This window comes from Pedobacter sp., from assembly GCF_035317785.1.
Classification (GTDB): domain Bacteria; phylum Bacteroidota; class Bacteroidia; order Sphingobacteriales; family Sphingobacteriaceae; genus Pedobacter.
The window spans coordinates 1-21,346 of record NZ_DATHGC010000285.1; the positions used below are offsets into that span (position 1 = coordinate 1).

Sequence of the window (21,346 nt, forward strand, 5' to 3'; positions counted from 1 at the left end):
ATTTATAGGTGGTGCAGCTGCTATTGGCGGCTACAAGATGCTAGAGCGTCATGACGATGGATTGTCGTTTACGGAACAGCAGAAAGTGCTTTTTGCGAGCAATCCCAAGATATCTTCGGCAGGTGCTGTAGATTTTGTGGAAGCGGCAGCAGCGGTTTCTCCTGCAGTAGTACACATCAGGACTTCTTATGGAAATAAATCGAGCGATGATGGTGCTTCTCCGTTCGGAGATATGTTTGAGGATTTCTTTGGCGGCGGTGGCGGCCGGAGGATGCAGCGTACTCCGAGAGCGGCATCGGGATCAGGTGTGATCTTAACTCCTGATGGTTATATTGTGACCAACAACCACGTGGTTGAGAACGCGAGTAAGATCGAAGTGATCTTGTCTGACAGGCGCAAGGTGAGTGCAACAGTTATCGGTAAAGACCCGAATACGGATCTTGCACTGATCAAAGTGGATGCAAACAACCTGCCTGTTGTTAAAATGGGAAATTCTGATAATGTTCAGATTGGTGAATGGGTACTGGCAGTAGGTTTTCCGCTGGATCTGCAAACTACGGTTACCGCAGGTATTGTAAGCGCTAAAGCACGCAGTATTGGTATTCTGGCCAGAAGCCAGCCGACTGAAGAAGATTATGAAGAATACCAGAGAACAGGTAAGATACCTACCAATAGCAGCATAGAATCATATATACAAACTGATGCAGCCATTAACCCTGGAAACAGTGGTGGTGCTTTGATTAATGCCAACGGTGAGCTGATCGGTATCAATGCGGCGATCGCTTCGCAAACTGGCATGAACGTCGGTTATGGTTTTGCAATTCCTGTGAACCTGGCTAAAAAGATCCTGGATGATTTCAAGAAATACGGAGCGGTGAAACGGGGTTATATCGGCGTGTCCTTTGTTCCTCTTGATGCCGACCAGGCAGAAAAACTGGAGGTGAAAGACATTTCAGGACTATATGTATCGGAAGTTCTGCCCAACAGCGGCGCAGCTGCTGCAGGTTTGAGAAAAGGTGACATCATTAAAAAAGTAGGTGATGTGGAGATCTATGACTCACCTGATCTTCAGGAAAAAATCGGACGGTTAAGCCCTGGTGATAAAGTACAACTTACTTATTTGAGAGAAGGCCAGTTGAAGAACGTAAATGTTACCCTAAAGGGGGAAACCAAGGATGTGACAAAGCCGGCTGTAGCAGCAAATAAGCCTACAGGCGCCAGTTTTGATAGACTTGGAGCCTCATTTGCACCTGCTTCTGCGGCACTTAAAGCTAAATTTGGTGTAAAGAGCGGCGTGATCGTCACAGGAATTGAACAGGGAAAGTTGTTTGATGCCTGGGAAGTTCCCAAAGGCGTAGTGATCACTTCTGTAAATGGACAACCGGTAAATAGCTCTAAAGATGTAGAGACTGCTTTGCCAAACTCCAGAAATGGAATGACTACCATTACGGGAGTGGGTCCTCAGGGTACTTTCACCTATAGTGTGAACTAAGTTTATTTGATATTTAAGGAAAGGGGACAATTTATATTGTCCCCTTTTTTATTTATCATTCCAATGTAATCATAGAATGTTTCTAAATAAGTTAATTGTGTGCATTTTATGTTTGGGATTTACAAATTAATTCTTTTATTAAATACTTTTGCACAACAGAATTAAAAAATAAAATACGAATGGCTAGTTTCGGAAATGCTTTTTCCTCATCAATTGGAAAAAAATTAATAATGGGTATCACCGGCCTGTTTCTCATCTCATTTTTATTGGTGCATTGTTTTATTAATGCCCTGATCTACGTCAATGATGGTGGTTTAACTTTCAATATGGGCGCCCACTTTATGGGTACCAACTGGATCATCCGGGCAATGGAGATCGTCCTGTTCGCAGGCCTGCTTGCCCATGTTTTTCAGGGTTTCAGACTTTGGGCACAAAACCGTGCAGCAAGACCTGAAAGGTATACGGTGAATAATGGAGCGGCGAACAGCAAATGGTATTCCCGCTCAATGGGTCTGCTGGGTACGTTGCTGCTGATCTTCCTGATCGTCCACATTTCTAAATTTTGGGTAATGTCCCGGTTTACAGGTATTCCTACTGAAGATGTAAATGGCAACCATGATTTGTTTGCAGTAATGGTAGAGACTTTTAAAAATCCATGGCTGGTATTGCTTTATGTACTGGCAATGGTTTCACTGGCTTATCATCTGCTGCATGGCTTTGCTTCAGCATTTCAGACATTGGGCTGGAACCATAAAAAATATACCCCTCTTATTAAGTCGGTTGGAGCTTGGTTCTCCATACTGATCTCCCTGATCTTCGCTTCGATGCCTGTTGCAATGTACCTGGGTTGTATTAAATAATTTTAGAAAGAAAAGATTATGTCAGAATTGAATTCAAATATACCTGAAGGCGAGTTAACAGGAAAGTGGACTAAATTTAAGTCTTCTGTCCCTTTGGTTAATCCATCGAATAAAAGAAGCATAGAAGTAATCGTTGTGGGTTCAGGTCTTGCAGGGGCATCCGCAGCCGCAACTTTAGCTGAGATGGGCTATAAAGTAAAATGTTTTTGTTTCCAGGATTCACCGAGAAGGGCGCACTCTATAGCGGCCCAGGGTGGTATCAATGCAGCCAAAAACTATCAGAATGACGGCGATAGTACTTATCGCTTATTTTATGATACCATTAAAGGTGGTGATTACCGTTCACGTGAAGCCAACGTACACCGTTTGGCAGAGGTAAGTGCAAACATTATAGATCAATGTGTGGCACAGGGTGTACCTTTGGCCAGAGAGTACGGCGGCTTACTGGACAACCGCTCATTCGGTGGTACACAAGTGCAGCGGACTTTTTACGCTGCCGGACAGACTGGTCAGCAATTGTTGCTGGGTGCATATTCTGCTTTGGAGCGCCAGATCGGTATGGGTAAAGTAGAAATGTATACCCGCCATGAAATGCTTGAAGTGGTTAAAATTGACGGTAAAGCTCGTGGTATCATTGCCCGTAACCTGATTACAGGTGAACTGGAACGTCATTTCGGTCACGCAGTAGTTTTAGGAACCGGTGGTTATGGAAACGTATTCTATCTTTCGACAAACGCAATGGGCAGCAATGTTACTGCGGCCTGGAAGGCTCACAAGCAAGGTGCATATTTTGCCAACCCTTGTTACACACAGATCCATCCTACCTGTATCCCGGTTTCGGGAGACCACCAGAGTAAGCTGACCCTGATGTCTGAATCATTACGTAATGACGGACGGATCTGGGTGCCTAAAAAGAAAGACGATACACGTAAAGCTTCTGAGATCCCTGAAGATGAAAGAGATTATTACCTGGAGCGCCGTTACCCTGCTTTTGGTAACCTGGTGCCGCGTGACGTGGCTTCAAGGGCAGCTAAAGAGCGTTGTGATGCCGGTTATGGTGTGGGTGCTTCTAAACTTGCGGTATACCTGGATTTCAAAGCCAATACAGAACGTTATGGTAAAATAGAGGCTTCCAAAATGGGGAATCACAACCCCGACAAGGAAACCTGTATGCGTTTGGGCACTGAAGTGATCAAAGAAAAATATGGTAACCTTTTTGACATGTATGCGCAGATTACCGGCGAAAATCCTTATGAAACACCAATGCGGATCTATCCTGCAGTTCACTATACCATGGGTGGTCTTTGGGTAGATTATAACCTGATGACCACTGTGCCGGGTCTGTACTGTGCCGGTGAGGCTAATTTCTCAGATCATGGTGCCAACCGTTTGGGTGCATCTGCTTTAATGCAGGGCTTGGCGGACGGCTATTTTGTTCTTCCTTATACCATAGGCCAGTATTTGTCTAAAGAGATTTCAGTTAAAGCTATCCCTACGGATCATCCGGCATTTACTGAGGCTGAAGCTAAGGCAAAAGGAATTCTGGATACCTTGATCAATATCAAAGGAACCAAATCTGTAGACCACTTCCATAAAAGATTGGGGCACATTATGTGGGAAAAATGCGGAATGGCCCGTAATGAAAAAGGCCTGAACGAAGCCATACTGGAGATCAGGGCACTGCGTGAAGAGTTCTGGAGAGATGTGCGTGTACCCGGAACGAGCGATGAATTAAATACCGAACTGGAAAAAGCAGGGCGTGTAGCTGATTTCATTGAACTGGGTGAGCTGATGTGTATTGATGCCTTAAATCGTAATGAAAGCTGCGGAGGCCACTTCCGTGAGGAATACCAAACAGAAGAAGGCGAAGCGATGCGGGACGATGAGAACTATGCATACGTTGCGGCCTGGGAGTTTAAAGAGGGTGTAAACTTTGACCTGCATAAGGAAGAGCTGAAGTTTGAAAACATTAAGGTTGCACAAAGAAGTTATAAATAGCAAGTACTAAAATCTCAATATTATGAGTACAGGAAATATGAATTTAACGCTGAAGGTATGGCGTCAAAAAAATAACAAAACCAAAGGTGCTTTGGTCGATTACAAGTTGTCGGATATTTCGCCTGATATGTCTTTTCTGGAAATGTTCGATGTGCTGAATGAACAGCTGATCAATAAAAGCGAAGAGCCAATTGTATTTGATCACGATTGCCGTGAAGGTATTTGCGGTTCGTGTTCAATGTTTATTAACGGCCGTCCGCATGGACCAAAGGACCTGGTAACTACCTGTCAGCTGCACATGCGCTCGTTCAAAGACGGTGATACCATTGTGGTAGAGCCGTGGAGAGCAAAGGCATTTCCGGTCATTAAAGACTTAACAGTAGACCGTACTGCATTCGACAGGGTGATTGCGGCCGGGGGTTTCATTTCGGTCAATACCGGTAATGCCCAGGATGCAAACGCACTTCCGATTCCAAAAAACCAGGCTGATGCCGCTTTCGAGGCTGCAGCTTGTATTGGCTGCGGTGCTTGTGTAGCCACCTGTAAAAATGCATCTGCGATGCTGTTTGTATCTGCGAAGATCTCTCAGCTGGCTTTATTACCCCAGGGTCAGCCTGAACGTTACAGAAGGGTACAGAGCATGGTCGCCCAGATGGATGCAGAGGGATTTGGCAACTGTACCAATACCGGAGCATGCGAAGCAGAGTGCCCCAAAGGGATATCACTGGAAAACATCGCCAGGATGAACAGAGATTTTTATTCTGCAAAATTTGTATCTGAGGAAGATATTTAATAGTTTTATACTACGAGACAAGGGAATTACACGCAAAGGCCCCCGATATTCATATCGGGGGCCTTTGCGTGTAATAAGAACGTAGATTAGATGTTGAGCGTATTAATTTTCTTTCTTGTCTGTCTTTTTCTCTTCTGCAGGCTTAGCGGTTTTTGCTTGTTTGGTGGTAATTTTTATTACTCCGTACTTTCCTTCGTCACCATATAGCTTTATTGCAGTTGCATCTTTAAAAACTTCTACACTAGCGATGTCTTCCTGCTTTACATTACTCAATGCAACTTCAGAAGGCTTTAGCTTTACACCATCTATAATATAAAGGGGAGGGGTCTCGCTCTTAGGATTGCCGATTATTATAGAGCCGTTGCCTGCTTTATTGATAGACAGGCCTTTTGTCATTCCAAACGCATCTGTGCCAGGTGTTAAAGAGAAACTGATTGGTATATTGTACTTTACACGTACTCTTTGCCCGTTCTGAGTACCCGGAACCCATTTCGGACTTTCTTCCAATACACGTACAGCTTCTTCATCCGCGCCACCTCCCAGTTTTCTTTCCACTTTGATGTCAGACAATCCGCCATCAGTTTCCACTACGAACGACAAAAATACTTTACCCTGGATTTTTTTGTCCCTTGCTTCCTGCGGATACTTAATGCTTTTTTGCACATAGGCATAAAACTGGCTCATACCTCCCTGAAAGGTAGGCTGGCTTTCCAATGATACGAAGTCATAAACCTGGCCGCTTTCGTCTGCTTTTACATTGACTTGATTGAGCGATACAGTGCTTCCTGTAATTGGTTTCTTTCCATAACCGCGTATAATCACCTTGCTCAACATCGTGTATCCATCTAATTTTAAATCAGCTTCTTTTGCTTTTTGCTCAGATGGGGTATCCGAAAGCCAGAAGGAAACAGGAATGATGTAGTTCCCATCAGGGCTGCCGGTAAAGTCTTTATAGGTTAGTATAACCCGCATGACCTCAGGTTCAAGACCATACCCAAGTGGCTTAGGCACGATGCCTAGCCCTTCCAGAATACCATTTTTTACAGTAAACTTAATGGCAGTCTGGCCTTGCAGATTAATTTCCTGTGCCGCTGCCGGGTATCGAATGGCGCGCATCAAAAACTTGTAAAATGGCTCCCAGTCTGCGCCAGGGGTAGCCACCGCGGTTTTTTCCCGAAGGGCATTTTTGGTGTTGGATTTATTTGGAGATTGTTTCGTATCGATGGCGGGAACTGCTGTTATAGCCTGCTCTACCACCTCTTTTACGGCCTCCAGCGGTTTTCCTAATGGAATGTCGTTAGCCATCTCCTTAATGTTTTCGTTGTTCCGTATTGTAGCCGAGGAGGCCACAAGCGCTATAGCAAATAGCGGTACGAAAAGGCCATATTTTAGAATGGCGACTTTCCTTGATCTTTCTTTATATAACATGAAAATTCTTTTTTTAAGTAGTGATTTGTTAAAAAATCCGTTGATTAGTGTACTTGGAGCTACACCGAGCGCATTGCTCATTAAGAGCATGGCGTACTGCTCCTTATCCCCCTGAAATTTGGCAGCCTCTTCATCCGCCAGGTATTCGTGGATATTCTTGATCGTTGTTTTGAACAGGTAAATGACCGGATTGAACCAGGTCAGTATGCCAAGCACCTCAAAAAATAATACATCTGCTGAGTGCAGCTGCCGGATGTGGATTTCCTCGTGCCGCTGAATGACCTGCATTTGAGGGAGCTGATAGTCTACTACCTGCCTGTTGAAAAATGAAAAAGCCGAACCGCTTTCTTTTCTCTTTAAAAGTCTGTGCACTGCATACAACTGGACGATAAACCTTACGATAAAGACCGATACCCCCAAAAGATACAGGGCTACCATTATACTGCCGGCATTGATTTTATCCGGAGCATCCCGTACAATGGACACCTGGGTCATGAGCTCGCTGAGCTGATCAACCCCAATATACACAGGCTGTGCCACAGGCTGTGTAGTAAACCATTCAAACCTGAGAAAAGGAATAGCAAGAGAAAGTATCCCTGCAGAGATCAGGTAGATCCTGTTGAGATTGAAATAAGTTTCTTTGTCTAACAACAACTTATAAAAGCCATAAAATACAATTAAGTAAATATTGACTTGCAGGATGTAATGTGCCCAGTTCATCTTGGTCTGTTTTTAATTTTGTTAATCATTTTAAGAATTTCATCCACATCGCTCAGGTCCAGTTTTTCCTCTTTAACGAAGAATGAGAACATACTCTCCACTGAATTTTCAAAGTATCCACCCAATAGTTTTTCTGTAGCATGGCGTTTGTAGTCCTCCTTGCTGATCACAGGGTAGTATTTGTGGGCTTTCCCGAAAGCTTCATGGGCAATGAACCCTTTTACTTCCAGAATGCGGATGATGGTAGAAACCGTATTATATGCCGGTTTTGGCTCAGGTAGGTGGTCCATTACGTCTTTAACGAATCCCCGCTCCAATTGCCATACGATTTGCATGATCTGTTCTTCTGCCTTTGTTAAATCTTTAATCTCCATTTTTCTTGTTTTAGTTTTAGTGTTTGCGTTACCCCGAATACTGCGCAATATTCTGGTATAACTAAGATCTTAGTATAAACTTATAACTAATATTTTAGTTTTCAAAATATTTAGTGATTTATTTTTTGGGAAGCTTATTTGAAGTGCCGCTTGTATAATCGCCAAAACCAAATTGCCACAAATTGAAAACCAAATTTCCAAAAAGTTATGCATTGTGCCTAACCCACCGAAAATTTAAAAGGGCTTTAATAGATAATTAAAGCCCTTTTAAATTTAGTTTAAGAATTACTCTATAATGATTACTTATAGAGTAATTGTTCTATAATGTTATGTGTATCTGGCGTAGGCTTTCTGCATACTTAAATCGTATGGCTCACGACCATATTTAGCCGCTAAGGCTTTATATCCCGAACCGTTGTAATAGACTGCCACCAAATGCCAGTTCTTTGCTCTCAGGGCTTTTAATAAAGCGGGCGTACCTTTAATGAACTTAGCAATCCCCATAACCTGTTGATAATCGCCCTTTTTAAAATCGTCGACCATTTCGTCAACTGTCTTATAGCCTAATAAAGCATAGTGAAAGCCCATAATTTGCCCGAGTCCCCAACTGGTAGATTTCATTGCCGCATTTTTATTTAAGTGAAATGCTTCACTAAAGGCCGCGTATTCTTTTACCTGACCTTCAACTTTGTTTACGCTCCATTGTCCAGACGGGGCATAAGGCGCATTCTTTTTAAACCACGAAGGTTCAAACTGAATGACGATTCGGCCATTAATAAAACCTAAACCACCACTTTCGACCGATATGAAGGCCATTAAAGAAGCGTAATCAACGCCTATGGACCTGGCTATTTCCGTTATTTGATCTTTAGATAGATTCATTTGGTTTGCTTTTATCAATTACACTATCAATTGTTTGGGACTTCCTGCGGCTCCCTGCACTGCTTCCAAAGAAGTAAAACACAACAGCTAACAGCACGTCTTTACATGTGGCTGTTGTGCCTGCATCATGTGAACCAAAGAAAAAATAGCTAAATATGCCAACGGTCAGAACTAAACTGAATACGTGTGAAAATTGAATGTTTTTTAACTCTTTCATAATAATTAACTACCACGTTGTTAAACTTGTCCTTACCCATGTATTAGCGGCCGTGCATACATAAATAAAACCGGCCGTCACCCTTATTTCTCCTTTTGTTCCGGTATCGGTAGCCGACAATGGGGATGTGTTAAGATCGGACAATATGTATTGAGTGCTTTTAGACTTCCCTGCTGCTGTTATGTCGCCGTTTCCCCCTATCCTAAATGTCTCGGCAGAGAGGTCATTTTGAAAAGTCAGCTCACCGGAAGAAAGAGGCACTACGTAAGCAGGCAAACCTGCGGCGCCCACTATCTTTAAGGCTTTTTGACCAGACTGAACGTTCAAACTCACAGGAATCATTGCGGTTTCAATGAAAGACATTCTACTGCCTGTCACCGGCGTGGCATTGATGCCGATTTGACCAAATTTATCAGATATAAATGGTCTTAGTGTATTAAGATTAGCACCAACTCTTAGTGAAAAAGTCCCAGTGTAGTCTACCGCAACACTACCATTACTGTTCTGCAATAAAATCTGAGAATTAACAGTGTCTTTAGTGCTGTTAAATGCTTGCATGCCAACAAAAGAATTGTACCTGCTCCCTGAGAAAAGTCCTAATCCATTCGTCGTCCTTATCGAGTTGACAACCTTTTGCTTATCCGATAACAACGCTGTTGCAAACGCTTTAGCGATAGTAGCCTGAAAGAATGTTTCGGGATGTACATTATCCCTTGTTTGTTTATTCGAGGCACCTACCTCACCCATAAAGCCCAGTGCGTCTGCCATAAGAACGCCGTTTACTGCACACAATTGTTTTATCGAAGTTCTATGTATCCCTCCCATAGCATAAGCAGTCCCAGTACCGAACCCTATGCCTGTTGATTCGCTATTGATTGTCATTGGGTATACACCAATAATTGGGATGCTTCCGTCGGACTTGATCTTAGTTATAATGTCTTGTATGGATACCCGAAAGTCAGCATCTAAGGTTGTCGCATCGTTCGTTCCTACCAAAACCAGAGTATAATCAAATCCCGAAACGTTTGTAGTGCTGAGTAAGGTGTATTGTTGAGCCGCCTTTTGTCCGGAAATGGAATAATTAGTTGTTTGCACATCGGAGATTCCATTTCTTCCGATAAGAATTTTTTTAATCAAATCAACCCAACTAAAGGACGAACCTTCACCATAACTGATAGAATCACCAAAAATACCCAACTTTAAGACACCGCCAGAAACACGATTGGTTGAAGTAGCCGAAGTGAAATTATAAGCATTTTGAAAGCCTGCGACATTTAACGACCGATTGAAACCAAATCCAACATCAGTCACATAACTTGCCATTTTGTAGGTATAAACCTTGTATCCGTTCACATAAAACTCAACAACCGTATCTGACACGAACCGTACAGATACTTCTGGTTGTGCAGTGGTACTTAGGGTGTACGCGCCTGAAACCTTATTGGTAATATAGGTGTATGTTGCCGGTGTAGCTGTTTTCTTGCTAATTAACTTATATCCTGTCTGACTTAAACCAAAAAAGACCCATTCGCCTGATGCCTGTACAAAGATACCGCCTCGGCCTCCTGTAGCATTTGCAGAAGTCGTTAAAGCGGCTGAATATTCAACGCCTGGCACCGCAGGCTGAACGGCAACATCAAAGGTCAAGCTGTCAGCCGAAGCACTGGCCGCAACACTTGCATTAGACCACGTGATCTGTGTAGTAGTAGCCGTACTTGTTGCGCCAGTTACAAATGTATTTGAGGCAATATTATATAGTCTTTTCTTAAAATAAGCACCGTCTATGCTTACCAGATCAGTAAGCTGTTCGGTCTTATCTAAGTTCGCCAGCGGCAATAATATATCCGGTATCGCCGAATTTGACAGAGCCTGACCAGTATTATTCCGATCCCTGCTTATGATTTGAATTTTCGTCAGGAAACTGGACGTGTTGAAGGTGATGAAGTTGGTTGTTGGCACACTGATCTTAACGCCTTCATCTGCGGCAATCATGTAACCTGAAAAACTCGGGGATGTTGTGAAATAATAAACGGCGTCACCTGTCCCATTTTGCGGGAAATAGATCGGTTTTTTTGTGCCAATCGCTGTTTTTGCTAAAGCGAAAGCAGCAGTATTATCAAATACTCCATTTGCTAAACCACCATAATAAGTCAGGTAATTCGTTTTAAGCTTAGAATCCAGTTGCTTTTTATAGTAGTCGTCAGTTTTGAATACCTGTTGATGACCGTCTATAACCGTCACTAAAGCAGTATCGGACTTCCTTACCCCAATCTGAGCAAAGGTAGTAACAGGTAAAAGGCACAATAGTGCCATTCTAATTGATTGTTTCATATTTAAATTTTTGCGTTCCATAAATAAATTAAATCGACGTGATCATTATTGGTTAAAACAGGGGTGATGATGATATTGGTAGCGTCTGCCGATTCGCCTGCAATGCCTAAGCTTACGGCGGCGGCATTTATACCCCGCACATTCCAGTAAGTAGGAACGCCGGCCAAACCATGCGGTATTAACATGGTTACCTGACCTTCATCAGTAGTGTGAAAGTCACCATAACTACCGATATACGCCACAATTTGCTGACTACTCCAACTCTTATCGGGCGCGACTTCATGATCACTTATTTCTGGGATAGTGGCGGCTAATGATTGTAGACGATCTGTAATCCCATGCGCATCGAGATCATCAACATGGTTTACGAAAGCATCCTGATCAGCTTTATCATCGAATCTGCCGTCAAGGTTTTCAATACTAGTCGTTGGTATGGTTTGACTTTTATGCCAAAAGCTATCCCATGTATCTGAGAACTGCTGTTGAGTAGGTTTTAAACCAGTTTTAAACCAGTTTTTAATTTGTGCTAAAGTTGCCATATGCTATTATGCTGGTATAGGTTCGATAAACATGACAATTCGGTACGGGTTCATGATACTGTAAGGTTGAGCCGAATTCGCAACGCCGCCGGTCTTTCCGGTTGTTTTCCCAACTGTCTGAGTTTGGGTATAACTGAACCTTGTACTCCCATTGCCGAAGTCAGTGCCGCCGTTTGGTTGTGTGTCATCGTATGGGTGATCATGCGGCACCATTTCGGCAAGCGTGTTCTGATGGGTCTTAGAGCCGCCTGCTTCACCAACCGTATCAAAGTCAACATCAGCAGGGTTAAAGCCTACCGGCATACGGCCGCGCCAGTCTATGACTTCCTGCCAACCGGCCGGAATTGTGTTGGCGGGTTTTCGCCAGAACAGCATAGAACCGTTTGCTACATTTAAAGGCGCTGTAAGCGTTTCTAATTTATTTACGCGGGAAACTAGCGCGCTAAGACTTTTAAGGTCAGAAAGGCGCACCAAATCAGCAAATAGCACATTTGGCAGGCTGTTACCGAATGTCGCATAACGGGTCAGGTAAGCATTATTGAAACTGCCATTCTGAAATTCAGTAGGAAAGGTTTCTTCTTTGATCACCACCTTAGCCTGAGCAAGGCCACCCCTGAACGACAAAAGTTCGCCACCTATGATCACAAAACCGTCAGAGACATTTGCCCCGACAACATTACACCCTGAGACAATCACGTTGTCGCCACCAAAGGCTGTCATGGCCTGTAATTCCTGCCAAGACTTTTGCATGAAGTCGAGTGTTTCGAGTTCAAGCGGGAAACCACCGGTTAGTATAAAATTCGTTTTATTCATCGTATTGTATTTTGTAGCGTTTACTTGCTAGTTTATAAAAATCAATTGCTGCCCTCATTTGGAAGATCACTGCCGGAAGATCAAAGCCATCGGGTATGATCACCCTGAAATCGACACCGGTATCAGCGTAGTCGCTTCTTTGCCTCAGGTACATCACCCCTAAATATTTCGGCTGCTCTTCGACATGTGTGTAGATATATTGCCGGTCGAACTGGTTGCCTTCGCCTATCCTGATCCTGCGTAAGCCGGGATCAAAGGCATCATTTAACATTTTGCGCATCCGGCACACCTGGCTATTGTGATCAAGGTTGTAAAGATTCGCTGACCTGCCTGCATTAAACTGGCCGTAAACAATCTTTAAAGGCGCTATAAGCGACCGTAGCCATAGCAATAGGTTTAACTGCCTTACTATGGGCGGGATGATCAGCGACGCCAACCTGTCAAAATCGATATTAAAGGCCCTGTCAAACATTTGGTACGTAGGTTATATTCTCAAAATTTACTATCTCGAAATACCCGCTTTCAGGAATCTTTTTTACATCAATGATCTGTATATCCCCATAGTCTTCGGTTTCCCCGTCTACCCAACTGGTTTCCGCGCTGATCAGGTTCGGGATCACGACGCCATTTACCTGCTGTAGCCTGTCGATCAGGTGAGCCAATACCAGTTCGCCGTTAAAGTCAAGGCCGTTTTCCATGTAATCCAGTATCGCAGCCTCAACAGGCTTGCCGCCGTCGAGTATGCTGTTACCCTCCGCATCCAAAACCAATGGATTGTAAAATATCTGAATGGAAAGGTAAAGGCGATCGGGCAGAAAGTTAATGATGGTCAGTTTTACACCGGCGTCTTTGACCTCGGTCATGTAAGCAGCGAAAGCAGCATATTGCTCAGGGCTTAGCGGCTGACGAACGCCGTCAAGCTCAGTGGCGATCTTTTGAATGACCCGGCTTTCGTTTTCGGTTTCAATGACAGCGGCATACTTAATGATCCTACTTTCTTCGATCTGCTCATCGGTGAAACCGGTATTGTCATACTGGTCACTGTCAGTAATCAGGTTGTGACCGTATTGAAAAGCTAAGCCTTTGTTTTTATACCACCTCAGGGTATGAGGCTTTAGGTCAGAAAGCACGGCCGACACCTCAGTTTTGTGGAGATCAAATACGACATCAAGCGACCAGACGCAAAACGCGACAACATACGTCCAAATCCTGCGAATGCTTGTTCTGCTGCCGCTAACGGTGATCCCGTTTGCAGTAAGCTGACCGATGATGATGTTTTGCCAGTATTCTATAGTTTGTGCCATTATGATACAATAAAATCGATTCCAATTGCCCAATAGTCAATTCCATCAGGGATTATTATTTCGCCTGCCTCAGTAAGGTCGGTTGCCGGGATAAAGCCGTTAATTAAAAAATATTGCACGAGGCCTGAATCAACAGGCGCAGGGATTAAAAGCGTAGTGCCGGGCAGCAGCTTATCGGTAATTGAAAGGCCATTTAATACGGCGATGTCAAAAACGGCTGATGTGCTGCCGCAATGCTGTACAGCAACATCAAACAAAGACTGCCCTTGATCTACTACGATTTCCATGCTCTTCTAAGTGTCAGGATTCCTAAAATTGCTACCGGTATTCCAAGCAACCACCAGTAACTAAAACTATTATCCCTGTCGGAATTCCTTTTACTGGACTGGGCAGTTTTATCCGATGTTTCAAACCCTGAACTGTCTTTTAGCTCACCGGCCTGATAGGTATCGGCAAGATCAACAGCAAGCTGCTGATCAATGGAGCGATCAAGGTTGCTTTGTTTCTTTTTAGACCCGTTAATTTTTACGTTACCTTTAAATGTGATGCCGCCAGTGGCCGGATAATAAGTGGCACTATCAGCGGTCACACTGTACTGCTGATCTTCACTGACCTGGCTATTCTCTTTTTGAGTTGTATTGAGCACAGACATATCCGTACGGGTTGCCGACACGCTTGTAGAATCTTTGACAACGGATGCCTTTTCGGTACGCTCACTCGTCTTTGATTTAGAAGTCGATACTTTACGGGTACCGCAACTAAAAACCATTAAGGCGACGAGCAGCGCAACCAGACTAAGGGACAAGTTTTGATATGTTTTCATTGTATGATTTAAGTTTATCGATTTCGCCTTCTAATTCTTTCACCCGTTTAAGCAGTTCCTTTTCACCGATCCGGTACCGTTCAATGTCTTTTTTATACTCATTGATGAGCTTTTGGTTTTCTACATCCTTTTGCATCAGGGCCGTGATCTGCTCGGCATTGATTTTTCCTTGTTCCCTGAGCATTGAAATAATATCTCCATAGGTGTCAGAGACAATATTTTGAACCTCTGCGGATGTCTTCTTCTTGTTAGCCGCCGCCGTGATCAGGGCAGTGATAAAACCCCCTATTCCGATAGCAAGGGTTAAAATTTCCGTTGTGTTTAACATTATATTTCAATTTTTAAGTCTTCAAGCCTGTTGCCGGTGTCGACGGTAGCACCACTATACCCGTCATTTTCAAGCTCTACCTTAATATCCCTTGTGATCCTGTTTTTATCGAAAATGGCAAGCAGCCGTCTTTCAGCACCAAAGCCCACAAAGGGAAACTCTTTTAACTCACCCTTATTCAGAATCATCAAAAGTTGTACATGCTGCTGATCGCTTGCACTTTCTGCCCATTCGGTACCATTGTCGATCAGGTCAAAGTTTTCCTCAAGTAGTAAATCGGTTCTCATAGCTATATCACGTTTCCGGTTCCTGCTGTACCTGCGACTATCACATTGACCTGACCGCTCTTTACAAATACCTCGATGGCAAGTGCAATTTTATGGGCCTGACGTTCCCTTGCTTCGGCGGGGTTTACATCCTTGTCGCTTTCAAAATCGAAAGCCTCTTTGATGGCTGCTTTTAGTGTTAATGTGTCTAATGGCATTATTTTAATATCTTGTTAAGTTTAACTTTAAGGGCATTTAAAGCCACCACATTAGGGCTTCTGCCATTTATTACTATTATCTTCTTTACCTCGTCTATAAACCCGCTTATCACTGATCCTAAAGAGTCATTACCGCATTTGATCATCACACCGTTTTCATCGATGTGATATTCCAGTTCTCCGACTTTCATCATCACCTTTTCAATCTCGCTGCACTTGATGATCATGGCCTCGGTCTCCTGATTGTCAATGATGGCGTATATCACGCTACTTTGATCTGCCGGTATCTCCACAATGCGACTTCCGGGCGTGTCTTCAGTAGCGTGAAAGCGCACATCTAACAGTTCAGGTTGTCCGTCCCTTAACACCGTACAACTGTTTTCCTGTATTTCGGTAGCCGTTCCGACCCCGATAGTTCTTATCGCTTTTGACCGCATTTGCTTGTCAAAAAACTGCTGTATGGTTTCCTCTAAACTCATATTTTAAAGGCTAATTCATTCTTTCGTTCTATTCCGTTAGAGCCATAGGACTTTATTACTTTCTCAATCAAGTAAGTGCCTTCACGGTAACTTTCATTGTCATCGATGATGGCGAGACTATCGCCTGATCTGGTCAGTACCAAGCCAAAGCCAGTGATACTTCCGGTGTACCCGTCGTACACGCTTTTCTTTAACCTGGCTTCTGCAATTTCCTTGGCGACCTTTTCAGTGTCGGCCGCATATTCGATTGTGTGTACTGTCGCATCCTTTTGTTTGCTGCCAACCTCGATGTAGGCTTCTTTTCCCTTTTTGTTCCTGATTTTTACCCGAACCCGCACACTGAACTCATCTTTGGTTTTATATGTGAGGTCGTTTTTCTTCACGTTACCCTGCACATAATAAATGTGTTTGGAAGTGAAGGCCGGGCGCCAGTCCCAAGCAAAGCCGCAATACAGCAGATCGCCGGAAACGCGGGCATAAAACCCGAACTGTTCTTTGATCCTGTCAAGTACCTGAAAGGTGCTTGCATTGTCTACTATATATTTTCCAAGCGCCACATCAGGACATTCCACTTTCTTTATGAAGGTGCCTTTGGTCACATCCAATAGCAATTGTCGAAGCGAAACAGACCTGTAACTTTTCACAAAGTTGTTTTGGCGAAGCGGGTATAGCTGATCACATTGGAGTATCAAAGGGGTATCGGCAGAAATCTGCCTGAGGTATCCTTCATACTCAGTCTGCATTCCGGTTTCTTCGTAGCCGTATTCAATTTTGACTTTATCACCCGCTTTCATAAAGTCAAGCGGGAACTTTCCGTCAAGCTGCTTATAGAACCTTGGAAGGGTGACCGTTGCAACATCACTTAACTGTGTCACGCTTTCGGTGATCTCTACACTTGTAATGTCATCGAAATAGATTTCACCAACAGTAATGCGGGCAATCATATTGACATATGGCAGGCGATCCATCTTAATTGTTGTTTTTTACAAAGAAGAACTCAACCGGCCTTATGCTTCGCGCTGACAAGGTGTATTGGATCGTATCGGCATACCCTGCAACGCCACCAATATTAAAATCTATAAAGTAGATACTTTTGATATTGAGGTCGTCAAATATTTCGGCTTCAACAGCATAGGGGGCAGTATATTCAAAGAACTCGTTTAAGGTCTTAACCTCTGTTTTTGGGTACTGATGGTTTACCATATCCACTAGTAGCCCTTGTATGTTAATTTCAGTGCTTTTGTTACCATAGCGTTCCACTACTTCGGCGTCCGATCCGTCGATCTCGGTGATGACCAATTTTTTGCCTTTGGTAAAAGAGACCATCGGTGGCGGCGCAAAAATCTGCAGACCGGTTGGGGTGGTCATCATCGATCCAAAAACAAGCTTTTCGACATCGTTCTTTTTGATAGTAATTTGCTCGAAAGAAGCGCTGTTCATATAGATTCCGGCATCGGCGATCCCATTGTCTTTAGCGAACTGCTGTTTCCTTAAAGCCGCACTTTCGTTGTTTGCGACATAGCCGAAAGCTGCTTTTAATCTTGAACCTAGATCGATTACGTTACTCACTTGGTTTTCTCCATTTTAAGGGGTAAATAATTGTTTTCAACAAGCCATTGAAACTGCCTGTACTTTTCTGCCCAAACATCATCCGGCAAATCTTCAGGGAAGGGTATATGCATGAAATGGCTGAGTTGGGCATTGATCCTCCTAACCTGATCATACACGTCCGTCTCGTCCCCGTCCTTAATCGGCGGGTATTCATCGAGCAGTTCTTTGATTTCAAAGGCAACGCCATCGGGTGACTCTATGTCGTCATCACCCGATGACGTTAAATGTTTTTTAGGGTAGCCTGCCTTACTTTAATCATTTTAGCTATTGCATCTACAGCGGCCATAAATAGGTCATCATCTTCCATAACCTGATCTTTGTGTGACAGCAAGCAGGCTTTAACTAAAGTTTCGTCTGCTTTCTTGGGCGAATTTTTTTCCCATTTGCTATATTCGCTCATGACCGTTCGGCATGGTCTTCGAACCAGTACAGTCAAAATATTGCCGTAATCATCCATTTCTAAGTCAGCAAATTTAACTGCGCCTTCTTTCGGCCATTTGGTTTTCGCAGCATCAACCATGTCTTGTGTGATGCCTTCCGGTAATTTTTCTTTGTTCATTTTTGGGACTTTAAAAGGGTTTTAAATATGGTTTAATTGTTGGTTTTCACTGAAATAGCGAACAGGTCGTATTTAATTTTAAGGCCCATTTAGCCGGTTACCTCGCGGCCTTCATTCTGGAATTTAGCAACGATAGTATCGTTGATGATCTCATTGTCATCGTTCACGAAGCTGACCTGAATGTCAAAAGGCTTCAGGTTAAGTACCGAGCCACCGCCTTGTCTTTCCAGACGCACAGAATCAGTCATGTACATCGTCATTGAACACTTAGGAGTGATCTTTCCTTTGCTCCAACTTGTAGCGTTCACGCCTAAAGAATGATTTAACTGATGTTCCTGATCGTTGCCGTAGGTGATCTCGGTGATCTCGTCATACAGTTCCCCTTTTATTACGATCTGCGCATCGGCACTATCGTAGGCCTTGCCGTCTCTTCTTGCTCTAGCCATTATAATGATGTTTTAAGACTGATGGTTCCTTTGATCTTGTTAATTGTGCCGGTCGGTTGCAGCGTGAAATCCACTAACAAAGCCTTTTCGCCGGTTAGCAGGTCACTGTTCGGATCGGTAAAGGTTTTGCCCGCACTGATGAAGCCTTTAGCCGCTAGGTTGTCAAAAACGTCGTCACCTTTCTGGTTAAAACTTTTGACAACTCCGACCGGAAGTTTACCCACCTCATTTACCGGCTGTACGCTGTTGATTGATGGGGTAAAAGCACCCCTCAACTTTCTTACCGCGTGATCCATCGTGCGGCTGTATGCGATGCTGCTTTCATTCATGACCCCTTCGCTGTCTACGATTTGCGGCGCGCACACATGGTCATTATTGAACCGATAGCCCGAAATGCCGGTGTATTTGCGCGGAAAGATGTAGCCCTTTTCATCTAAAGTAACTAGGGAAGCTTCAGCAGCTTCGACGGTTACGTGTGAACTCAGGCCACCTGTTACAAACTTCCCTTTGGTAGCATTGGTCAGGTTGAGGGTTGCCACCTCACCGATATTCTGGTTGACATTGATCCCGGCAAGGATGCCGAGGGCCAGACCGACAGAAGCATATTTTTTGCCTGAGGCAAACGCCAGACCTTCCGCATAGTCATAATCCTGCGCGATGATCACACTAAGTTTATCCGCTTCAAGTGGAATGTCCGCACCGGTAACCAGGTCTTTAAGGTCAACGGCCGCACCGGCATTGCCGCCATAGTTGCGGCCTTCAAGCAGGATATGCAAAGGCCTTTCGGTCTCAAATGCCCACAAGGCAAATTCCTGAGCCGAAGCAAAGCAAGCTCTGATCTCTGAACTCAGACCGTCGGTCGTGGTTTCAGGTGCCTGTTCAGTCCAATCGCCGGTGTAGGCGATTGCCAGTTGGGTTATCTCGCCTTGAGCAAAGGCAACCAATTTGCGGGCATACAGCAGACCGCCATCAGTAAATATTTGGGTTGGAGTGATCGCTTTCGCCACCACCATCAGGTACAGTTTAGTACCAATGCTGCATCCCCTATAAAACTCATCTATTTGATGAGACAAAACCACTGAATTTGCCGCGTCATAAGCGGCATCGATGCCCAGTTCACGGGCATCGTCAGGGCTGTATATCGCATAAGGCTGACCAAGTACCAACTTGTCCACTACGGCGACACCATTGGCAATAATTGCACTGATGGATGTTTCTTCTGAGTTGAGGCTGTCAGATGGTTTGGCCTTATCAAATTCTACTGCGTTGTTCATTTACCTGCCGTTTAGGGTGATTAGAATGTGTGAACTATGATTTTGCTTTTGTCGTTGCCAACACTCAGGCGGGCAAGGTTTTCAGAAGTAAAAAACTCTTCCTTGTCATTTTCAAAGACCACATCGACATTTTGAGCAGTTGCGATCCCCTCGGCAGCTTTTTTGTTGCCTTTGGCTATCGACAAAACTTTCTCGTCGTTTGGGTTCTCGTTCACCTTAACTTCCTTGGTCGGTGAAGTTGACTTGGTTTTGGTAGCCGCACTTTTGCCAACAATCGGCGCGTCAGCTACCGGTTTTACAACAGTGATCTCGTCACCTTCTTTCCAGCCATATTTCGCAGCCTCTTCCGGTTGGTTTTTTAGGTTGGCTTTGGTGATGATGTGTTTGATTGTATCGCCTGCGAATCCCTCGGCAGGAACTTCTAAAATGATTTTTTTGAAACTCATGGTTTATGTTTTAGTCAGCAGGCGTAAGCGTCGTACGCCCGCTGAGATTTAGATTAAATGATTAACTGATCCTTACTGGCCTATTGCCGGATTATGCAAAGTTTCCTGAAACGATCGCTCCCCTTTGTTCTTCAGCAGTTGGCAATACGATGCCGTACTGACGGAAGTTGACCAGGTTGCGTTGAAACTGAGTGTCGTTTTTAGCTTCTGAGAGATACATCTTAGTCCATCCCATTGCTTTAGCAGCCCTGTCCATAGAGAACAATACCGATGCTTTTCGGCTTTCGCTGCCCGGTGTCGCTACCGGTGTCGCACCATAAGACAGTTTCACTTTAGTCGCCGGGTTGTAGTACGGTGTACTGATATGGCTGTGGATGTCAAAAGACAGGATGTTTTGAATGATGCCCGAAGTCTTGTTAAAGAAGAAAGCCTCCAATTTTTTATCTTCAAAAATCAGATCGTTTACATGCTCGGCAGACAGAACCAACCGGCGTGAAGCCTCGTCGATCTCCAAATCATCGGCCTTTGTTTTTAAATTCAGAATGTCAGCCATAGTCATTCTTAACCTTCCAGAACCATCGTTTTCACCAGTAGTGATCAGTACTGGCATTGCAGCGGTATTACTTGCAGGGGCAAGCGAGTGCAAAGCCATTTTGATCATGGTCTTCAAGATTGCCTTAGCGTGACGGTCTTTTACCAAATCCATTTTTTTAACTGAACTCGCGTACATTTCATCATCAGTGATCGGGGTTGCTACCGTCTGGTATTTGTTCAACTCGATCAGCTTGTCAACGATGGCCTGATCTGCAATTCCGATTGGGTAGGTTGTGTTATTGATCAATACCTCAGGCAGTACGTTCATTGATGATATATGTATCGCCTGCGCCTCATCCCCGACATTAGAAACATATTTGGAGTAGTCGGCGATACCGGCTAAAAAGGTGTCCTTTAGCGCCGCGGTTACGAACTTCATTACCTCGCCCGTCCATATCTCACGGTAAATGGTTGACTGAAAGGAAACCTGCGGCATTTTGACGCAAGAAAGCAGGATAACGACAGCAGCCACGAGAGGGAAAGTTTCAGCGAGCGGTAACCCGCCAAAGTAAGAGAAACAGGCGGCGATTGTCATTACGAACAGCACACCA

Annotated in this window: 26 protein-coding genes; 4 read left to right on the forward strand and 22 right to left on the reverse strand. The window is 44.1% G+C overall.

The features are described from left to right. From VK541_RS17410 to VK541_RS17425, 4 genes are all read left to right on the forward strand, one after another. Positions 1 to 1,492: S1C family serine protease (locus VK541_RS17410; protein WP_324371617.1), on the forward strand; the 1,492-nt coding region annotated here is incomplete at its 5' end. A 179-nt stretch (positions 1,493 to 1,671) separates the two neighbouring features. Further along, positions 1,672 to 2,352, forward strand: coding sequence for a succinate dehydrogenase cytochrome b subunit (locus tag VK541_RS17415; protein WP_324371618.1), 681 nt, complete (start codon positions 1,672 to 1,674; stop codon positions 2,350 to 2,352). Between the two features lie 18 nt (positions 2,353 to 2,370). Further along, positions 2,371 to 4,350 (forward strand): fumarate reductase/succinate dehydrogenase flavoprotein subunit, encoded by a 1,980-nt coding sequence (locus VK541_RS17420; protein ID WP_324371619.1) that lies wholly within the window; start codon positions 2,371 to 2,373, stop codon positions 4,348 to 4,350. A 22-nt stretch (positions 4,351 to 4,372) separates the two neighbouring features. Continuing rightward, the gene (locus VK541_RS17425; protein WP_324371620.1) at positions 4,373 to 5,143 is read left to right on the forward strand and encodes a succinate dehydrogenase/fumarate reductase iron-sulfur subunit; all 771 of its coding nucleotides are present in this window, start codon (positions 4,373 to 4,375) and stop codon (positions 5,141 to 5,143) included. Between the two features lie 102 nt (positions 5,144 to 5,245). Here VK541_RS17425 and VK541_RS17430 read toward each other — a convergent pair whose 3' ends face one another. The 22 genes from VK541_RS17430 to VK541_RS17535 all read right to left on the reverse strand — a co-directional run. Further along, a complete protein-coding gene (locus VK541_RS17430) occupies positions 5,246 to 7,291 on the reverse strand; it encodes a TonB family protein (RefSeq protein WP_324371621.1) in 2,046 nt (681 codons plus the stop codon). After that, positions 7,288 to 7,665, reverse strand: a complete 378-nt coding sequence (locus VK541_RS17435) for a BlaI/MecI/CopY family transcriptional regulator (protein ID WP_285059605.1) — start codon at positions 7,663 to 7,665, stop codon at positions 7,288 to 7,290. The genes VK541_RS17430 and VK541_RS17435 overlap by 4 nt, the downstream gene beginning before the upstream one ends. 327 nt (positions 7,666 to 7,992) lie before the next feature. After that, a complete protein-coding gene (locus tag VK541_RS17440) occupies positions 7,993 to 8,547 on the reverse strand; it encodes an N-acetylmuramidase family protein (RefSeq protein WP_324371622.1) in 555 nt (184 codons plus the stop codon). Continuing rightward, positions 8,534 to 8,764 (reverse strand): hypothetical protein, encoded by a 231-nt coding sequence (locus tag VK541_RS17445; protein ID WP_324371623.1) that lies wholly within the window; start codon positions 8,762 to 8,764, stop codon positions 8,534 to 8,536. The genes VK541_RS17440 and VK541_RS17445 overlap by 14 nt, the downstream gene beginning before the upstream one ends. A 9-nt stretch (positions 8,765 to 8,773) precedes the next feature. Continuing rightward, positions 8,774 to 11,095: an SGNH/GDSL hydrolase family protein gene (locus tag VK541_RS17450; protein ID WP_324371625.1), complete on the reverse strand. Its 2,322-nt coding sequence runs from the start codon at positions 11,093 to 11,095 to the stop codon at positions 8,774 to 8,776. A gap of 2 nt (positions 11,096 to 11,097) precedes the next feature. Beyond that, positions 11,098 to 11,634 (reverse strand): hypothetical protein, encoded by a 537-nt coding sequence (locus tag VK541_RS17455; RefSeq protein WP_324371626.1) that lies wholly within the window; start codon positions 11,632 to 11,634, stop codon positions 11,098 to 11,100. Between the two features lie 6 nt (positions 11,635 to 11,640). Beyond that, positions 11,641 to 12,447, reverse strand: a complete 807-nt coding sequence (locus VK541_RS17460; RefSeq protein ID WP_324371627.1) for a hypothetical protein — start codon at positions 12,445 to 12,447, stop codon at positions 11,641 to 11,643. Then, the gene (locus VK541_RS17465) at positions 12,440 to 12,919 is read right to left on the reverse strand and encodes a hypothetical protein (RefSeq protein WP_324371628.1); all 480 of its coding nucleotides are present in this window, start codon (positions 12,917 to 12,919) and stop codon (positions 12,440 to 12,442) included. The genes VK541_RS17460 and VK541_RS17465 overlap by 8 nt, the downstream gene beginning before the upstream one ends. Next, positions 12,912 to 13,751, reverse strand: a complete 840-nt coding sequence (locus VK541_RS17470) for a hypothetical protein (RefSeq protein ID WP_324371629.1) — start codon at positions 13,749 to 13,751, stop codon at positions 12,912 to 12,914. The genes VK541_RS17465 and VK541_RS17470 overlap by 8 nt, the downstream gene beginning before the upstream one ends. Beyond that, the gene (locus VK541_RS17475; RefSeq protein WP_324371630.1) at positions 13,751 to 14,038 is read right to left on the reverse strand and encodes a hypothetical protein; all 288 of its coding nucleotides are present in this window, start codon (positions 14,036 to 14,038) and stop codon (positions 13,751 to 13,753) included. Before VK541_RS17475 ends, VK541_RS17470 begins: the two co-directional genes overlap by 1 nt. Beyond that, complete coding sequence (locus VK541_RS17480; RefSeq protein ID WP_324371632.1) at positions 14,026 to 14,574, reverse strand: hypothetical protein; 549 nt, start codon at positions 14,572 to 14,574, stop codon at positions 14,026 to 14,028. The genes VK541_RS17475 and VK541_RS17480 overlap by 13 nt, the downstream gene beginning before the upstream one ends. Next, the gene (locus VK541_RS17485; RefSeq protein ID WP_324371633.1) at positions 14,546 to 14,902 is read right to left on the reverse strand and encodes a hypothetical protein; all 357 of its coding nucleotides are present in this window, start codon (positions 14,900 to 14,902) and stop codon (positions 14,546 to 14,548) included. The genes VK541_RS17480 and VK541_RS17485 overlap by 29 nt, the downstream gene beginning before the upstream one ends. After that, a complete protein-coding gene (locus tag VK541_RS17490) occupies positions 14,902 to 15,189 on the reverse strand; it encodes a hypothetical protein (protein WP_324371634.1) in 288 nt (95 codons plus the stop codon). Before VK541_RS17490 ends, VK541_RS17485 begins: the two co-directional genes overlap by 1 nt. 2 nt (positions 15,190 to 15,191) lie before the next feature. Further along, a complete protein-coding gene (locus VK541_RS17495; protein ID WP_324371635.1) occupies positions 15,192 to 15,386 on the reverse strand; it encodes a hypothetical protein in 195 nt (64 codons plus the stop codon). Continuing rightward, the gene (locus VK541_RS17500) at positions 15,386 to 15,865 is read right to left on the reverse strand and encodes a hypothetical protein (protein ID WP_324371637.1); all 480 of its coding nucleotides are present in this window, start codon (positions 15,863 to 15,865) and stop codon (positions 15,386 to 15,388) included. Before VK541_RS17500 ends, VK541_RS17495 begins: the two co-directional genes overlap by 1 nt. Continuing rightward, positions 15,862 to 16,833: a hypothetical protein gene (locus VK541_RS17505; RefSeq protein ID WP_324371638.1), complete on the reverse strand. Its 972-nt coding sequence runs from the start codon at positions 16,831 to 16,833 to the stop codon at positions 15,862 to 15,864. The genes VK541_RS17500 and VK541_RS17505 overlap by 4 nt, the downstream gene beginning before the upstream one ends. Before the next feature lies 1 nt (position 16,834). Continuing rightward, a complete protein-coding gene (locus VK541_RS17510; protein WP_324371639.1) occupies positions 16,835 to 17,434 on the reverse strand; it encodes a DUF6046 domain-containing protein in 600 nt (199 codons plus the stop codon). Between the two features lie 262 nt (positions 17,435 to 17,696). Then, positions 17,697 to 18,035, reverse strand: coding sequence for a hypothetical protein (locus VK541_RS17515; protein WP_324371640.1), 339 nt, complete (start codon positions 18,033 to 18,035; stop codon positions 17,697 to 17,699). Between the two features lie 89 nt (positions 18,036 to 18,124). Further along, the gene (locus tag VK541_RS17520; RefSeq protein ID WP_324371641.1) at positions 18,125 to 18,481 is read right to left on the reverse strand and encodes a hypothetical protein; all 357 of its coding nucleotides are present in this window, start codon (positions 18,479 to 18,481) and stop codon (positions 18,125 to 18,127) included. Beyond that, positions 18,481 to 19,755, reverse strand: a complete 1,275-nt coding sequence (locus VK541_RS17525) for a DUF2586 family protein (RefSeq protein WP_324371642.1) — start codon at positions 19,753 to 19,755, stop codon at positions 18,481 to 18,483. Before VK541_RS17525 ends, VK541_RS17520 begins: the two co-directional genes overlap by 1 nt. Positions 19,756 to 19,775: 20 nt before the next feature. Continuing rightward, positions 19,776 to 20,201 (reverse strand): hypothetical protein, encoded by a 426-nt coding sequence (locus tag VK541_RS17530; protein WP_324371644.1) that lies wholly within the window; start codon positions 20,199 to 20,201, stop codon positions 19,776 to 19,778. Positions 20,202 to 20,292: 91 nt separating this feature from the next. Next, a partial coding sequence (locus VK541_RS17535; RefSeq protein ID WP_324371646.1) for a hypothetical protein occupies positions 20,293 to 21,346 on the reverse strand: 1,054 nt, incomplete at its 5' end.